A 14,348-nucleotide genomic window follows, 5' to 3' on the forward strand; every position below is an offset into this window, starting at 1 on the left:
AAAGCTGCCCCTCCCGGTTCCCGGCTCACTCCACCTGGTTCCGATGACCAGGCCCATGGCCGCGCGAGCGCAATGCCGCCTGTCTTGAGGCGTTGAGCACATGACGCCTTAGATCAGCAGATCATGTTGCCCGGGAAGACTGCCGGGATGCGGACCATGATTGCCGTGCTGCACCGTGTGATCGTCCGGCGCATGCGAAACAATGTCGACCACCGTCTGGAGGCCATCTTCCTGACTGAGCGCAGCGAGCGGCTTCGCAAACTCCTTGGGCTCGACAACCGTGATGGGCGTGGACGGAGCTGCCTCGCCATCGAAGCGGAACACGTGGTCCTCACGGCCGAGCTCGAACGCGGCTTTCGCTGGAAGCGCGTCCTCCGATGCATTTGAACCGGCATGCGCAGTCCGCTGCGGGTTGCCATGATCCGCGGTGTCAGTTGCGACGCTCTCGCTTGCATCCGCTGCCGTCGCCGAAGCTGAATGGGCCGAATTGCCGTGCTCGCCGCCAGGCTCTTCTGTCTTCGCTGCTGCCGGCAAATCGTCCGAAGCCTGGGAATGATGCCCGTTGTCATTCCCGATGCCGTTGCCGGCTTTGGGCTTGGCTTCGGCCATCTCCGTCATCGCCGCTTTTGCAGGCTCCGGCGCCGCACCATGCGGTGAGTGGCCGTGCTCGGTGTCACCGGGACCTGAACCGCTCTCGCCTGCTTCTGCTGCTTTGGCAGAAGCCGTGTGGCCCGAATGGCCGTGCTCGGCTCCGCCGGTCTCCGCAGTCTTCGCCGGACTGTCCGAAGCCGGGGAATGATGCTCGTGGTCATTGCCGACACCGTTGCCGGGTTTGGACTTGGCTTCGGCCGTCTCCGTCGCCCCCGCCTTTGCAGGCCCCGGCGCTTCGTCCTGTGAGTGGCCGTGCTCCGTCTCAACGGCAGCTTTCCCGCTCTTGCCTGCTTCCGCTCCTTCGTCAGAAACCGAGTGGCCCGAATGGCCGTGCTCGGCCCCGCCGGGCTCCGCCGTCTTCGCAGGCTTCGGCGGACTATCCGGAGCCTGGGAATGGTGCTCATGGTCGTTCCCGACATCGTTACCGGGCTTGGACTTGGCTTCGGCCATCTCCGTCGCCGCCGCCTTTGCAAACCCTGGCGCTTCGTGCTGCGAGTGGCCGTGCTCCGTGTCAACGGCACCTTTCCCGCTCTTGCCGGCTTCCGCTACGTCGTCGGAAGCCGAGTGGCCCGAATGGCCGTGCTCGACGTCAGGTCCCGTCGTCTTCGCTGCCTGTGGCGGACCATCTGCGGTTTGGGAATCATGCTTATTGCCATGACCGGCGCTGTTGCCGGGTTCGGAATCCGCCTGCGCCGTCTCTGCCTTGGCCGACCCTGGCTCCTGATTGTGCTCGGAGTTGCCGCGGCCGCTGCCGTCGGCGATGGCGAAGCCTGGCGGGACCATCGCGTTTTGGTTCGTCGACGGCGCGGCGGCGTTCGGGTTACCCGGCTCACCCTTGGAGGCGTGATTGTCCGCGGCCGGGGTCGTCGCGCTCTGACCAGGCCCGATCGATGACCCGTAAGCCGGCACACCGGACGAACCTGAAATCTCCTCCGTTGTATCCGCCTCGTCGCTCGTGCTGACGCTGGACTTTGCGGAATTGCCGGGGATGGCTCGAGCGGCTGCGAATTTGAAGCTCAATCCGTCATCGGCCGAAGCGCTCCAAACGCCGGCCGTCCCAAACGAATCCTCATGCGCGTGGCTGCCGTTCGTATTGGGAGCGGTCTCATCGGTTGTGGCCGCCGGCATCAGCGCTTGTTCGAGTTGCTCCAAGGTGGCGGCGTGAACGGCGCCCTCTGCCGGCTGAACGGAGTCCGTCTCTGCCACGGACACGATCCCCTGCAGATGGACTTCCACAAGGCCGCGATCCCCGACATCGAGCACACGATCGGTCGAATTCACGAAGACGATGGTTTGATTGCTTGCGGGATCGTAGACCCAGGCAAGGGTGTGAGGCGGAATGGATTTGGGCGGCGCCGTCAGATGCAACCACGCCAGCGCTCCGAATGCTGCGAGATTGAGCCTGCCGGGCCCGGATGCAAGATCCGCAACGGAGTCGGACGAGACGGACTTGGCACCGCTCGGAGCATGATGAGCCGCGTCTCCAACGGGGCTCTCCTTCATCTGATCGGGGCTATCTCCGCCTGAAGCGGGCGCGTGACCGGCGTCCAATAGCACGATCGGTGTTTGGAGGTTGTGACCGGCGGCGACCGGGCCCGCCTCGCCCCGAGTGCCTTCTTGCGCGACGTTATCTGCGGTGGTCACCGAGGCAGAATGCGGATTCAAATCGCGCGCCGTGACATCCGGGACTGCGCTGTCCGCGTGATTGGCGCCACCGTGCGTGATCGCCGCCAATGCAGTGGTCGCACTCTCCTTGGTGCCCGCCAGGAAGCTCTCGATCGATGCTTCGCTCACCTCGCTCGCGTGCGCGGCGACATGCGGGTCGCTCAGTGCATAGATCAAAGCACCTGCGAGAGCGGCGAAGGTGCCGTATCCAGAGGGAACGGACGTGGTCGTGAAGGCAGGCAGCGGGATTTGGTGCGCCGGGGCTGCGCCACTTCCAATTCCCATTTCACTGATTGCGGGCAGTAGCTGCGCAGGAAGATTGCCTGCGCCCGAACCGCCTTCTTTCCAGGACTTCGAGCCCAGGAATTGCTCCGCCGCGCGCAACGCCACCATTGCCGCGGCCGGATTCTCAGCCTGGCTTGCTTTGGTGAGCAAGTCTCTCTCTGTGAGAGCAGGCGTCCCGCCGGATTTCGAGACGATGAGATGCTGAAGAATGGCTTTCTTCAAGACCTCATAGCCGGCGTGTTCGTCGGCCTGGCCGGGGCCATCGTCATGGGCAAAATTGTCGTTGGCTTCCGACGCCTTGAGTTCGTCGGCAATTGCGAACGCCAGAAAGGCGAGAACGAGCGCGCTGAAGCCGGAGGTGCGTTGCAACCATGAGATGGTCGCAAGCACGGTCCTGTTGGTGATCTCGAGCTTCTGAAAGATATTGTGCAAGTGGACTTTGATCGTCCCGTGCGACACATCGAGCCGGCGCGCGATCTCCTTGTTCGACATTCCTTCCGAGACCAGCCGGACGATCTGACGTTCCCGGGGCGTCAATAGCTCCAGCATCTTTTCGATCTTGCCTTCGCCATCCGCCTCCTTGCCGGCTGGCGAGAGATCGGAGGGCTCAAGCGACACACCGCTTTTGGCCATCAGCCGCAGCGACTGCAGCATGGTGCCGGGCGCGGCATATTTGGAGATCGCGCTGCAGGCGCCGGCAGCAATCGCCGCAGTCAGATCGTGCTTGCCGTCGGCTTCGGTGAAGAACACCAGGCGGGTGGACAGCTTCTCGGCTTTCGCGATCGCGAGGACATCGGAGACCGTCAGGTCCGGCAGGCTATCGGCAATGAGCGCGACGTCGGGCGCCAGGTTCCTGATGGCTTCGAGGCAGCTTGTTCGATCGCTGGTCGAGGCGACCACGTCGAAGTCCTGCTGTGTCCCCAATATCGACTTCAGTCCCTGCAGGACGATCGGTTGCCGATCGACGATCACAAGCCGGATGGGTTTGAGAATCCCCGGCCTGGCGGTCGCGTCTAACATGGAGTTTCCTCGGCCCGGTCCTCTATATCCTTCGGCATATGGCCGTCGCCGGGTGGGTAATTAAAATAGAAATGGCGGATTTGGTTCCCGATCCGGAAATCAGTTTGGACGGTAAGACGTGACAAAAATCTCTTTTGACCCCATGGCCGTGGCGGTAGACTGGCTTGATGCCTACCGCGCCGGCGATATCGACGCGATCATGGAACTTCATGCCGACGATGCCGTGGTGCACTGCGGTTGCGGCGGCACCCAAACCATCACCGGCCGCACGGCGCTTCGTGCCTATTGGGTCGATCGCCTCCGAAAATGTCCTGCAGTCACGTTGGACGATCTCAATCCTTCGGAAGATAGAACCGTGATCTCCTACGTCACCAGCGCAGGCATCATGAGCGCGATTTTGGCGTTTGACACCGCCGGGAGGATCAAGGTGCTGGACTGTAGTCCCCTGCACTAGGCCCGCGCTGCAGTCTCGTCCTGCAACCCCGCACGAGGCCATCGTCAGCCTGGGTCCGGGGGGCGGCACTAGCCTCCGAACGTGATCCGCAAGGCGATCACGATCACCCCCGACACGAGAAACGAAATCGCCAGCAGCGTCCAATTCGGCCGTGTGCTTTCGCGAACCACGCGCGCGACGAGCATTTTCATGCTCGTCAACATTCGTCGCTGGGGAGGCGGTGCAGATAAGCGACCCCCAAGCTGGCGAGCTCTTCGGCATCACTTTCGCGCGCTTCCCATCTCCTCTGCAGATGGCGTTCAAGCAAGCAGCGCCGACTGTCGAACGCGTCAACCTCAGGGTGCCGCGCTCGGTATACCGCCCAGGCGGTCTGAGTGGCACTTCTCAAGATGGCATCATCCACGGCGCTAGGTCTCCGGACATCAGAACCAGTCGCAGCCAACTCAACCCACGTCGGAAAGTTTCCACTTTTTCCCGATTATCACGACCGCGCCTCGGGTGGCCCTTCGGCTCGCCGATTACTCACCCGGAGCGATCGCGTTGCTCGGTGTCGGCCGGTCGGTGATCTGCTGGCCGAACAAGCTGCCGATCAGCTCGACGGCGGTGCGCGCCGTCCGGCCACGTTCGTCCAGGAAGGGATTGAGCTCGACGATGTCGACCGATCCGACCACGCCGGAATCGTGCAACAGCTCCATGATCAGATGCGCCTCGCGATAGGTCGCGCCACCCGGCACCGTGGTACCGACTCCCGGCGCCACGCACGGGTCGAGGAAATCGACGTCGAAACTGACATGCAGCACGCCGTTGCGCGCCTTGACCCGCTCGATCACCCGCCGGATCAACACGGCGACGCCGAACTCGTCGATCTGGCGCATGTCGACGACCCGGATCCGGCGCGCGCGCATCAATTCCTTTTCGAGCCTGTCGATCGAACGCGCGCCGAACAAATCGAACCTGTCAGGCGTGATCGAAGCGCGCGGATCGTCGCCAAGCAGGCCGTCGAGGCCAGGCTCGCCGCACAGGAACGCGGCCGACATGCCGTGCATGTTCGCGGTGATCGTCGTCTCCGGCGTATTGTAATCGGCATGGGCATCGAGCCAGAGCACGAACAGCTCGCGGCCGCGCTCCTGCCAATGACGCGCCATGGCATTGACCGACCCCATCGACAGCGTGTGATCGCCGCCGAGGAAGATCGGCAGCGCGCCGGTTTTCGCGATCTCATGGCCGCGTTGGCTCAACACGCGCGTCCAGCGCTGGATCTCGCGGTAGTGATTGGCCCTTTCCGGCGGCCTGTCGCTGAGGTCCCGGACCTCAGCCACCGAGAGATCGCCATAGTCGACGACCTCGAAATCCAGGCTTTCGAGCAGGGTCGCAAGGCCCGCGGTACGCAGTGCCGCCGGTCCCATCAAGGTGCCGCGCTGCGAAGCTCCCATGTCGATGGGAGCTCCGAGCAAGGCGATGCGCCGGGCTCGATCCGTCATGGGCTGATCGGTCACGGCTGTCTCCTGACGTCAACTAAGGTCGAGCCAGCCTAACAGAGATTCGCGCCCGTCGTTTCACGGGTGCGCCTTGCCCTGGCAGGAACCAAATCCCGCGCGCTGAATTGCTTATCCATGGCCGGCACCCGCCGTGAACTACGGCGCCTCTCGCGGATAGCCAAAGGTCGTCAGACCCGCTGTTCAAAACGAGCGCTCGCGCGGATAGCCAAAGGTGTCGGCCACCATTCTCACGTTTGGAGATCGCGCTTGAGCACCGAGATACCGCAGTCAGATCACCAACCCGGCATGGCCGAGCGCGCCATCGATACAGCGGCGGACGTCTCCCGCACCATTGGCGAAGTGGCCGGAGGCCTGCATTCGGCAGTCAACCGCCTGACCTCTGCCGTCGAGGACTCGCGCAAACCTGGCGGGGCTCTCGCGACCGTTTCGGCGATTACGCGCGAAGCCCCGCTTGCCAGCCTCTTTGTGGCGTTCCTCTTCGGGATTGCGGTTGCCCGGCGGCGTTAGCTTTTCGGCGCCCGCCCTCGCGGCGAGACCGTCGTCCATCAGCGCGGCACGCCACCCCGGCAGCTTGCTACGCGAACAACTAACGTCTGCCATTTGTAACAACCGGTGAGCACGGCCGCGTCCGGTCTACCACCGATAGCGGACATTAAAATGCCGCGGCCTTGATTCGGCCAAGGGCCAAAGCGGATACATTCATAAACGGCTTAGGTGTGTCGCACCGCTCGCGGTCCGAAAAGGGCTGCCACGAGTTGCGGCCAAAGATTGAAGAAGACGAAGACGATCACAACGGCCCACTCGTAGACCATGCTCGCGAAAAACCCATAGATGAAATTGCCGACGGTAACCATTTTGAAGCCGGGAAAGACAGTCGGCAGGATTTCATGGCCTTTCACGTCGGGGAAGGTCACCCAGAGGCACAGCACGTACGTCACCTGAAACGGCATGCAAGTTGCGAACATGGTTCGCAACTATTGGAGCTTGGTCATGCCAGTCACTCCAGCAAGGATCATGTCAGACAGACGCGCCGACTCACGAGGCGCGCCTTCATGCTTTGGGCCGTCTACTGTTTGTCGCCCATGTGATGGGGCGTCGATGACAGGGGGCCGCCGTTGTAGTGGTGGCCACCCGACTGACCCGTGGTGGAGGTCTTCTTACCGGTCGCTTCTTTCTTTCCCATGTGGTGGGGCACTTCGGTCTTCGGTCCACCGGAGTAGTGGTGGCCGTTTTGTTCAGTGTCCTTCGTTGTGGTCTGAGCCATCGCGGGGCCAGCTATTAGAGAAGCGACAGCAAGCGCAGCGAGGATATTCTTGGTGATCATGAGCGTTCTCCGGCAACGAGATTAGTCAATACCAGCACATCAAATCACGGGCTGCAGACGCAGTTTTGACCCACATCAACTCTGGTTGCAGATATTCTTGGGAAACTTGTCGAGAAGTGATCGCGGAACTTGCCTCTATCAGGTGCGGCAACGGCCCGCCTATTAGGTTTGCTTCAATGACCTTCTCGCGCAACTTCCTCATCGCTCTCTTGCTCGCCGTGATCGCGGCGATCGCCGGGGCGCTGCTGTTCACCCAGCATCAGGCTCACGTACTCGGGGTTCTGCTTTGGCTGCCCCTCCTCGCTTGTCCGCTCATGCATTTCTTCATGCACGGCAGGCGCCGAGGAGGCGGCCATCAGCACGGCTGACTTGGAGAGCCCTTATGCGCAGCTCGGACGTCGGCTGGCCAGTTTCTTCAATTCTTCTGGCGCTCTCAGGGATCATGCTAGTCGGAGTCGGCTGCTATTTTCTTTTCCTCCGGCCTGCGCTGCTACCGGAGGACATCCGTTACATGAGCCTTACACCTGCCGAGCTTGAATTGATTGGTCCAAGGTTGGCACGGTGGCTCGCTCACGTATTCGATGTCATGGGCGGCTACGTGACCGCAACCGGCGTGCTCGCCCTAACTTTGGCCGCGACGGCATTTCGCCAACGAAGCTTGTCGGTGCTCGCTGGCATCATCGTAGCCGGCCTGGTCTCGATAGGTTGGATGGTTGCCGTCAATTTTATGATCAACTCGGACTTCAAATGGGTGCTACTGCCCCTCGCGCTCACTTGGGCCGCAAGCCTCGTTGCCTTTGCCGTTGAAGGGCGTCGCACGGTCCGCTAAGGGTCACAAGCAGCGACCGGGGTGGGGCGCGGCCCGCGGCCCGTCTGCCGTCAATAGCCGACATTGCAGCGGACCTCAGCCGAGCCCGCCTTTGGGCCAGAAGCGGAAGCTACAACTGCCGTCGTAATCACGCGATTGACGTTATGGGCGTCCTACGCCTGCAAGCCATTGTACCAGTCCGAACGCGAGCGCTCCGGGAGTGGCACGTTCCTACCCGGCGGGTTCTTCAGATTGGCTATTGTATCGTCGATTGTGGCATCCATCACATAGCGCTTGATGGCTTCAGCGAATTCTTGGCCATCCATAACTCCTCTCACCTGCCAACCGCTGCGGCGACATACGGGCCATCCGCCGTGTCGCATCTCCGCGATCAATTTGCGCGGCGACCGCGCAGGAAACAGGGAGCGATGTCAGCACCATCACAGGGCGCCGAATACCATTGTTGATTGGGCATCGGGATGTCGCTCGCCAAGACAAGAACCCTGTATTCGGAGTGCTGGTGGCAACACCCAGGCGAAAGCAACACGCTCACGCCGCGCTGACGGCCTCAAGCTCGGCCGCAAGGAACTGCTTTTCAAATGCCTGCGCAGGTATCGGACGGCCGAAGAAATAGCCCTGACCTTCTTCGCATCCCATGCTGACCAGCAAGTCGGCGGTTGCACGATCCTCGATGCCTTCCGCCACCACGGTGAGACCGAGCTGCTTGCTGAGGCCGATGGTCGAACCGACGATCGCCGCGTCGTCGGAATTCGACAGCAGACCGGACACGAACGACCGGTCGATCTTGAGCCCGTCGAGTGGAAACTTCTTCAGATAGCTCAGGCTCGCGTAACCAGTGCCGAAATCGTCGAACAGGATGCGAACGCCGAGTTGCTGAATGCGCTTGAACATGTCGAGCACGCGGCCTTCGTCATTGAGCAGGATGTCTTCGGTCACCTCGATTTCGAGCAGCGACGGTGTAAGCCCCGTCGATTTCAGCAATGTCGCAACCGAGTGCGCGAGATCGCCGGAGTGGAGCTGCGACGGCGACAGGTTGATCGCGACCCGCACGCCGCTTCCTGAAAGCTCCCAGCCGCGCGCCTGACGGCAGGCGGTTTCCATCACCCAATTCGCGATCCGCTCTGACAGTGCCGAGGTGTTGACCACCGGCATGAACTCTCCGGGCGAGACGTAGCCGCGCACGGGGTGCCGCCAACGGATCAGCGCTTCGGCGCCAACCAGGCTGCCGTCGATCAGACGAACCTGCGGCTGGTAGAACAGCTCGAACTCGCCGCGATCCGCGGCGAGCGCCAGCTCGCTCTCCAGCGTCAGCCGGCTCTCCAGCTCCTGCCTGATCGCAGCCTCGAAGATCACATGGCTGCCGCGCCGCGTCATCTTTGCCTTGCTCAGTGCCAGATGAGCATTGCTGAGAAGTTCGTCGGCGCCCTGTCCGCCTTCGCCATAGACCGCGACGCCGATGCTGATCCTGACGCGATGCTGGCGCGTTCCCGTGGCGAGGGGCGTTTCGAATGCACGCGCGATCCGCTCGGCGAATTTCGCGATCGGCTCACTGCCATCCACGGCTTCGCGCGCGATGGCGAATTCATCTCCGCTGAGCCGTGCGACGATCGCCCCATCTCCCGCCTGCCCCTCCAGGCGAACGGCAACCGCCTGCAGCACCAGGTCTCCCGCCGAATGCCCCAGCATGTCGTTGATGCTCTGGAAGCCGTCGAGTCCGATGACGAGCAACGCGACCTCGCGAGGCTTTCGCGCCGCATTCGCTATCATGCGGACCAGGCCGGCATGCAGCGTGTTGCGATTGGCAAGGTCGGTCAGCGCGTCATGTTCGGCAAGATATTTGACGCGTTCGGCTTCGCGCTTGCGGACCGAGATGTCGCGCAGGATCGCGCCGTACTGAAAACCTTCCGTGCCCTGCCAGCCCGAGAAGCTCGCCTCGACGGAGAAGGTTTCACCGTTCTTGCGCCGGCCCTCGAACTCGACGACGACTGCGCCGCCCGGAACAAGGAGCGCCTGACGCGCGGCGTCGTGCATGGACGGCCTTGCACTGCCGTCCGCCGGCGCGGCGCACAGCGTTTCGAACGGACGGCCGATCATCTCTGCCGGGCCGTAGCCGAAGATCGCGCTCGCGCCGGGATTCCAGACCGTGATCCGGTGATCCTCGTCGGTGCAGACGAGACCGTCGCCAAGCGACATCGCAATGCGGTGAAAGCGGCTCTCGGCGATGCGTCCCAGCAGGCCGCGGAAATCGATTTCATCCAGCGCAATCGCGGTCAGATAAGCGACGATCGCGATGTGGAACAGCGACGTGTCGATGACGAGGGACCATCTCGCCTGCACGAGGATTGCGACGATCTCGATAGCCGCCCCGGCGGCGACCAGGGCTGCGACGCGAATTCCCGGCGCGAGGCGGCGCCACGAATACAGCATCAGCAGGCAGATCACACCCAGGCCCAGGATCATGCCGATATCGGACGTCCAGCGCAGCATCCGGCCTTGAAGGATCGATTCCGCGGCCAGCGCCTGGAGGACCGGCCCAGAGACGATCTTGCCGTTGGGAACGCTGAAGCGGTCGCCGAGCTCGAGCGCGGTGGCGCCGACGATGACCTTCTTGTCCTTCAGCTTGTCGAGAGCAGCAGTATCGCCGCGCAGCACGTCGACATAGGAGACAACAGGAATGGAGGACGCACGAATGCTGAAATCGATCAGGAAAGGCGGCCGCCGGTTGGCATCCTTCCCGGCCAGCACGACGGCCATCGACGGTATCAAGGCATCGCCGAGATTCTCGCCGAACGGATAGCGCCGAACGAGCCCGTCGGGTTCGATTGCGACGTTGACGACGGCCGGCCACGACTGGTTGCTGAAACCCTTCATGGGGCGATTGATGTGCGCAGCGCCACCATTCGGCGCCGGCTGCTTGAAGGACGGCAGGATCGTCGAGCCGCCGACATCGCGAAGGGCCTGGAGGAAGGCTTCGTCGGACGCCGGATCCGAGGGCGTGCTGAAATCGACGTCGAAGGCGATGTCCCCGGCTCCCGCCACCGCGAGCCTGCTCAGCAGCTCCGCGTGGAGCCGACGTGGCCAGGGCCACACCCCGATTTGTTCGATCGAGGTTGCGTCGATGGCCACCACGACGACATTGCCGCTGGCGTCACGCGACTGCCAGCCGAACCGCAGATCGGTGAGCGCGTTGCGAAGCGCGCCATGCCATCCCGTGGACAGCACGATCGCAAGCGCGATCGCGACGAGAATATGCGGCCGATAGCGTTTCACCCGATCCTCCCGCGCACCCGCTTCTGCAGGTGCGTCCCTCATCCCCTAGGAAATCGCCTCAGCGTCTGCCGTAGGCGTGGCCGTGGCCATTGCTGCCGTTACCGCCGCCGTTGCCATTGCCGTTGTCGTTGTTGCCCCTGCCGTTGCCGGTGGCGCCGCTATTGCCGTTCCCGTTGCCGTTGTTGCCGTTACCGCTATTGCCGTTGTTACCGTTGCCGTTGTTGCCGGAGTTTCCGGGGCTGTCGCTGGATGCACCTGATGCCGCTGCCGCGATCGCCGCACTCGCAGCCGATGCGCTGCTTCCGGCAGTTGCCGCACCGCTCGTCGTTGCCGCAGTCTGGACGGAGCTGTTGGAGGTCGGCGTGTTGGATTTGCCGTCGCTCCAGACCGTCTCGGAACCGGCGCTGGCGTTCGCGTTGCGCACCTGTCCGGGAGCAGCCGCGCCGCGGGCGAGCCCATTGGTGACCTTGTGGACATTCAGCTTGACCTCGCCGAGCGAGCTCGAGATGCGCACGACGCCGGCCTTGCCGGCATGACCTCCGGCCGCCTGATGCGATGCCTTCGGCACGCCAGCCGCCTTGGTCCCCTTGTCGATCGGGCCGAGCGCATGGACCGCATGGCCAGTCGCGGCATTGCGCGGCGCTGACAGTCCCGATTTTGGCACGGGCACACGCTCGATCGTCGAGGCGCGGGGTTTGCCGTGCTCGATCGGATTGAACGTGCCTGCGCCGCTCAAGCTGAGACCGGGCTTGCCGCGTTCAAAGACGGTGGCCGCCTGCCCCGGCATGACCTGGGCGATCTGTCCCGTCTTGAAGTCGGAGACTTCGACCTGGCCGCGAAGCACGCCGACCTTGGTGCTGCCGGCACCCACCGTGACGCTGAACTGCGTTCCCTTCACCACGGCGGCGAGATAGGGCGTCTCGACCTCGAAATGCTTGACGTTGCGCTTCTCGACCTCGAGCAGGATCGATCCCGCCCGCTGGATGATGGTGGTCGAAAGCCCATCCTTCTTCTCGGCCGGCAGGCCGACCACGGAGTTGGGCGAGATCAGGATGGTTTCCTCGCCGCGGACGAGCAGCACCCGGCCATTGCGTCCGGTGCGGATGGTATTGCCGGGCTTGAGCGTCGCGTCCTGGTTCAGCGACACCTGTTGCGCGCCGTCGGTCGCGACCCAGACCTCACCGGTCGCCTTGCTGACCGACCAGACGCCATCCTCCGCGGCGAATGCCCCGCAAGCCGTTCCCACGGTCAGCGCCACCACGAAGGCACACCGCATTCCAATTCTGCCAAGCATGACGATCCCCAGTCCGCGTTACAGCCGGATCTGAGGGGTATCCGAAACCACTCAAGAGAGGATTAGCGGCAAGCAGCCAGCCGAGGGGCTGCCTTAACCAATCATTGACCATAAAAAACTATGAAAAATCATGCAGCTAACGAAGCCTTACCGTTCCATCGAAGAAGCTCCGTCAAACTACGGGGACAGGTTCGCTGCGCGGGCTGAGAAGCGGCATCTCCTTACCGCGCTGGTGGTGTTGGCACCGATTTTCGCGGGTATTCCACACGCCTTCGCTCAGCAGGCGAACCAGCCGGGCTTCGATCCGCGCCAGCCCGAGAAATATTTCGATAACCAAACCGAGCGGGAATCGCTGAGCCGGCCTTCGGTTCAGCTTCCGAGCGTCAGACAGCCGAACACCGGCGGGGATACCAAGCCGCAATTCATGCTGCGCGGCGTCACCGTCAGGGGCGCCCACGCGGTCTCCCAGGATCGTATGGCCACGGTCTATCAGCCCTATCTCGGCAAGCAGGTTTCGCAGGCGGATCTCGCTGCGATCGCCGGCGCGATTAGCGAGCTCTACCGCGCCGACGGATTCCATCTGAGCCGGGCCATCGTGCCGCCGCAGGACATTGCCGATGGCCGCGTCCGGATCCAGGTGATCGAAGGCGCCATCGTGCAGGCCGAGCTGAAGGGCGACGGCGCCGAGCAGTTCGGCGTAAGGCCGATGCTCGGGCCAATTCTAGCCGAGCAGCCGTCGCGCCTGCCGACACTCGAACGTCAGCTCTTCCTCATCAACGGCAGGCCGGGCGTCCGGATCACCGATACCGCGCTGGAGGAGATCGGTGGTGCGACCGGCCGCTTCCGCCTCATCATCTTCTTGAAGACCTGGCACCTCTTCTCCTCGTTCGGCCTGGACAATCTCGGATCGTCATCGGTCGGCCCGTGGCAGACCTACGCGACCGGCGCCTTCAACTCCTACCTCACGCCTGGAGACACGCTGGCAGTCAACCTGTCGACGATTGCCAACGACCCGCGCCAGCTCGGGTTCACGCGCTTGTCCTACGACGCGCCGGTCGGCATCGACGGTCTGCGCCTCGGTGGGTCGGTGCTGTACAGCGCGGTCAGGCCGGGCGATGCCCGCCGTCTCGACAGCGACATCACCACGACCGAGGCGTTCGAACTGCGGGCCAGCATCGTCCCGCTCCAGTCGCAATCCTCCACGCTCACCTTGACTGCGGCGACGACCTTCAGCAACGTGTCCGAGCACGACCGTTACGGTCCCTGGTACAACGACCATATCAGGACCGCGAGCCTGACCGCCGATTACCGGCTGCAGGATCGCTTCGGCGGCACCAATCTTGCGACGCTGACCTACCGCCACGGCCTCGACATCTTCGGCGCCTCGCATTTCGACGACGACCTGTTGTCGCGCGCCGGTGCCTCCTCGAACTTCTCGGTGCTGAACCTCTGGTTCACGCGCTACCAGACGCTCAGCGATGCCTGGTCGCTCAAGCTCTCGGCGGCGAGCCAGACGGCATCGAGGCCGTTGTTCACCTCGCAGCAATTCTATCTCGGCGGCGCGGCGTTCGGCCGGGGCTATGGGGCGGCCGAGATCAGCGGCGACAACGGCCTTGCCGGCTCGCTAGAACTGCGCTTCGACCAGAAGCTCAATTTCCGCTACTGGACCGGCTATCAGCTCTACGCCTTTGGCGACGCCGGCGCAGTCTGGAATGACGGTTACCGCCTGAGCGACGGCCTCTCACTGACGTCGGCCGGAGCCGGTGCGCGCTTCTTCATGCCCGACGATCTCCAGGCCGATCTCGGCGTGGCCGTGCCTCTGAGCTACCGGGCGCCGGACAACCAGCGCCGCAGCCCGCGCTTCCTGCTCACCCTGTCGAGCGCATTCCGGCTCTGCCCCGAACGCGGCAAGTCCGGCTGTCTCTAGTTGGTCTGTGGGTCTCGCCGGGGGCGACATGCGGCCCTTTTGCGGCGTTGCTCACAGACTTGCCTAAATTTAATCCGGTAACCTGCTCACGGTCACTCGATCCGGGAGTTACCAATGGCCATGTTCAGCG

The 14,348-nt window shown here is 63.3% G+C and carries 11 protein-coding genes; 5 read left to right on the forward strand and 6 right to left on the reverse strand.

Going from position 1 to position 14,348, the window contains the following annotated elements; translation table 11 throughout:
• Positions 1-108: 108 nt before the first annotated feature.
• On the reverse strand, positions 109-3,621 hold the full coding sequence (locus C7G42_RS25550) for a LuxR C-terminal-related transcriptional regulator (RefSeq protein WP_106951691.1): 3,513 nt from the start codon (positions 3,619-3,621) through the stop codon (positions 109-111).
• A gap of 118 nt (positions 3,622-3,739) precedes the next feature.
• On the opposite strand from C7G42_RS25550, the gene C7G42_RS25555 reads away from it, so the two are divergent.
• A complete protein-coding gene (locus tag C7G42_RS25555; RefSeq protein ID WP_245427951.1) occupies positions 3,740-4,075 on the forward strand; it encodes a nuclear transport factor 2 family protein in 336 nt (111 codons plus the stop codon).
• A 518-nt stretch (positions 4,076-4,593) separates the two neighbouring features.
• On the opposite strand, the gene rocF is transcribed toward C7G42_RS25555, so the two are convergent.
• Positions 4,594-5,571 (reverse strand): arginase, encoded by a 978-nt coding sequence (gene rocF / locus C7G42_RS25565; protein WP_106951693.1) that lies wholly within the window; start codon positions 5,569-5,571, stop codon positions 4,594-4,596.
• Between the two features lie 249 nt (positions 5,572-5,820).
• On the opposite strand from rocF, the gene C7G42_RS25570 reads away from it, so the two are divergent.
• Complete coding sequence (locus tag C7G42_RS25570) at positions 5,821-6,081, forward strand: hypothetical protein (RefSeq protein ID WP_106951694.1); 261 nt, start codon at positions 5,821-5,823, stop codon at positions 6,079-6,081.
• 203 nt (positions 6,082-6,284) lie between these two features.
• Here the strand turns inward: C7G42_RS25570 and C7G42_RS25575 are convergent, their stop codons facing one another.
• Complete coding sequence (locus C7G42_RS25575; protein WP_106951695.1) at positions 6,285-6,524, reverse strand: hypothetical protein; 240 nt, start codon at positions 6,522-6,524, stop codon at positions 6,285-6,287.
• Positions 6,525-6,640: 116 nt separating this feature from the next.
• A complete protein-coding gene (locus tag C7G42_RS25580; protein WP_106951696.1) occupies positions 6,641-6,898 on the reverse strand; it encodes a hypothetical protein in 258 nt (85 codons plus the stop codon).
• A 176-nt stretch (positions 6,899-7,074) separates the two neighbouring features.
• Here C7G42_RS25580 and C7G42_RS25585 point away from each other — a divergent pair, with 176 nt between their 5' ends.
• Complete coding sequence (locus tag C7G42_RS25585; RefSeq protein WP_106951697.1) at positions 7,075-7,266, forward strand: DUF2933 domain-containing protein; 192 nt, start codon at positions 7,075-7,077, stop codon at positions 7,264-7,266.
• 14 nt (positions 7,267-7,280) lie between these two features.
• Positions 7,281-7,727 carry a hypothetical protein gene (locus tag C7G42_RS25590; RefSeq protein ID WP_106951698.1) on the forward strand — a complete coding sequence of 149 codons (447 nt, stop codon included), beginning with the start codon at positions 7,281-7,283 and terminating at the stop codon, positions 7,725-7,727.
• A 528-nt stretch (positions 7,728-8,255) separates the two neighbouring features.
• On the opposite strand, the gene C7G42_RS25595 is transcribed toward C7G42_RS25590, so the two are convergent.
• Together C7G42_RS25595 and C7G42_RS25600 are read right to left on the reverse strand one after the other, a co-directional pair.
• A complete protein-coding gene (locus C7G42_RS25595) occupies positions 8,256-10,997 on the reverse strand; it encodes an EAL domain-containing protein (protein ID WP_199581134.1) in 2,742 nt (913 codons plus the stop codon).
• Positions 10,998-11,055: 58 nt separating this feature from the next.
• A complete protein-coding gene (locus tag C7G42_RS25600; protein WP_106951700.1) occupies positions 11,056-12,291 on the reverse strand; it encodes a FecR domain-containing protein in 1,236 nt (411 codons plus the stop codon).
• A gap of 130 nt (positions 12,292-12,421) precedes the next feature.
• On the opposite strand from C7G42_RS25600, the gene C7G42_RS25605 reads away from it, so the two are divergent.
• Positions 12,422-14,218: a ShlB/FhaC/HecB family hemolysin secretion/activation protein gene (locus tag C7G42_RS25605; protein ID WP_106951701.1), complete on the forward strand. Its 1,797-nt coding sequence runs from the start codon at positions 12,422-12,424 to the stop codon at positions 14,216-14,218.
• Positions 14,219-14,348 lie beyond the last annotated feature (130 nt).

Origin of the sequence: Bradyrhizobium sp. MOS003 (assembly GCF_003020125.1) — a bacterium.
Lineage (GTDB): Bacteria > Pseudomonadota > Alphaproteobacteria > Rhizobiales > Xanthobacteraceae > Bradyrhizobium.

Excerpts from the sequence above, each read along its gene's own strand:
- C7G42_RS25575 (WP_106951695.1), bottom strand. The coding sequence starts at position 6,524 with ATGCCGTTTCAGGTGACGTACGTGCTGTGCCTCTGGGTGACCTTCCCC.
- C7G42_RS25550 (WP_106951691.1), bottom strand. The coding sequence starts at position 3,621 with ATGTTAGACGCGACCGCCAGGCCGGGGATTCTCAAACCCATCCGGCTT.
- C7G42_RS25590 (WP_106951698.1), top strand. The coding sequence starts at position 7,281 with ATGCGCAGCTCGGACGTCGGCTGGCCAGTTTCTTCAATTCTTCTGGCG.
- C7G42_RS25605 (WP_106951701.1), top strand. The coding sequence starts at position 12,422 with ATGCAGCTAACGAAGCCTTACCGTTCCATCGAAGAAGCTCCGTCAAAC.
- C7G42_RS25580 (WP_106951696.1), bottom strand. The coding sequence starts at position 6,898 with ATGATCACCAAGAATATCCTCGCTGCGCTTGCTGTCGCTTCTCTAATA.
- C7G42_RS25600 (WP_106951700.1), bottom strand. The coding sequence starts at position 12,291 with ATGCTTGGCAGAATTGGAATGCGGTGTGCCTTCGTGGTGGCGCTGACC.
- C7G42_RS25585 (WP_106951697.1), top strand. The coding sequence starts at position 7,075 with ATGACCTTCTCGCGCAACTTCCTCATCGCTCTCTTGCTCGCCGTGATC.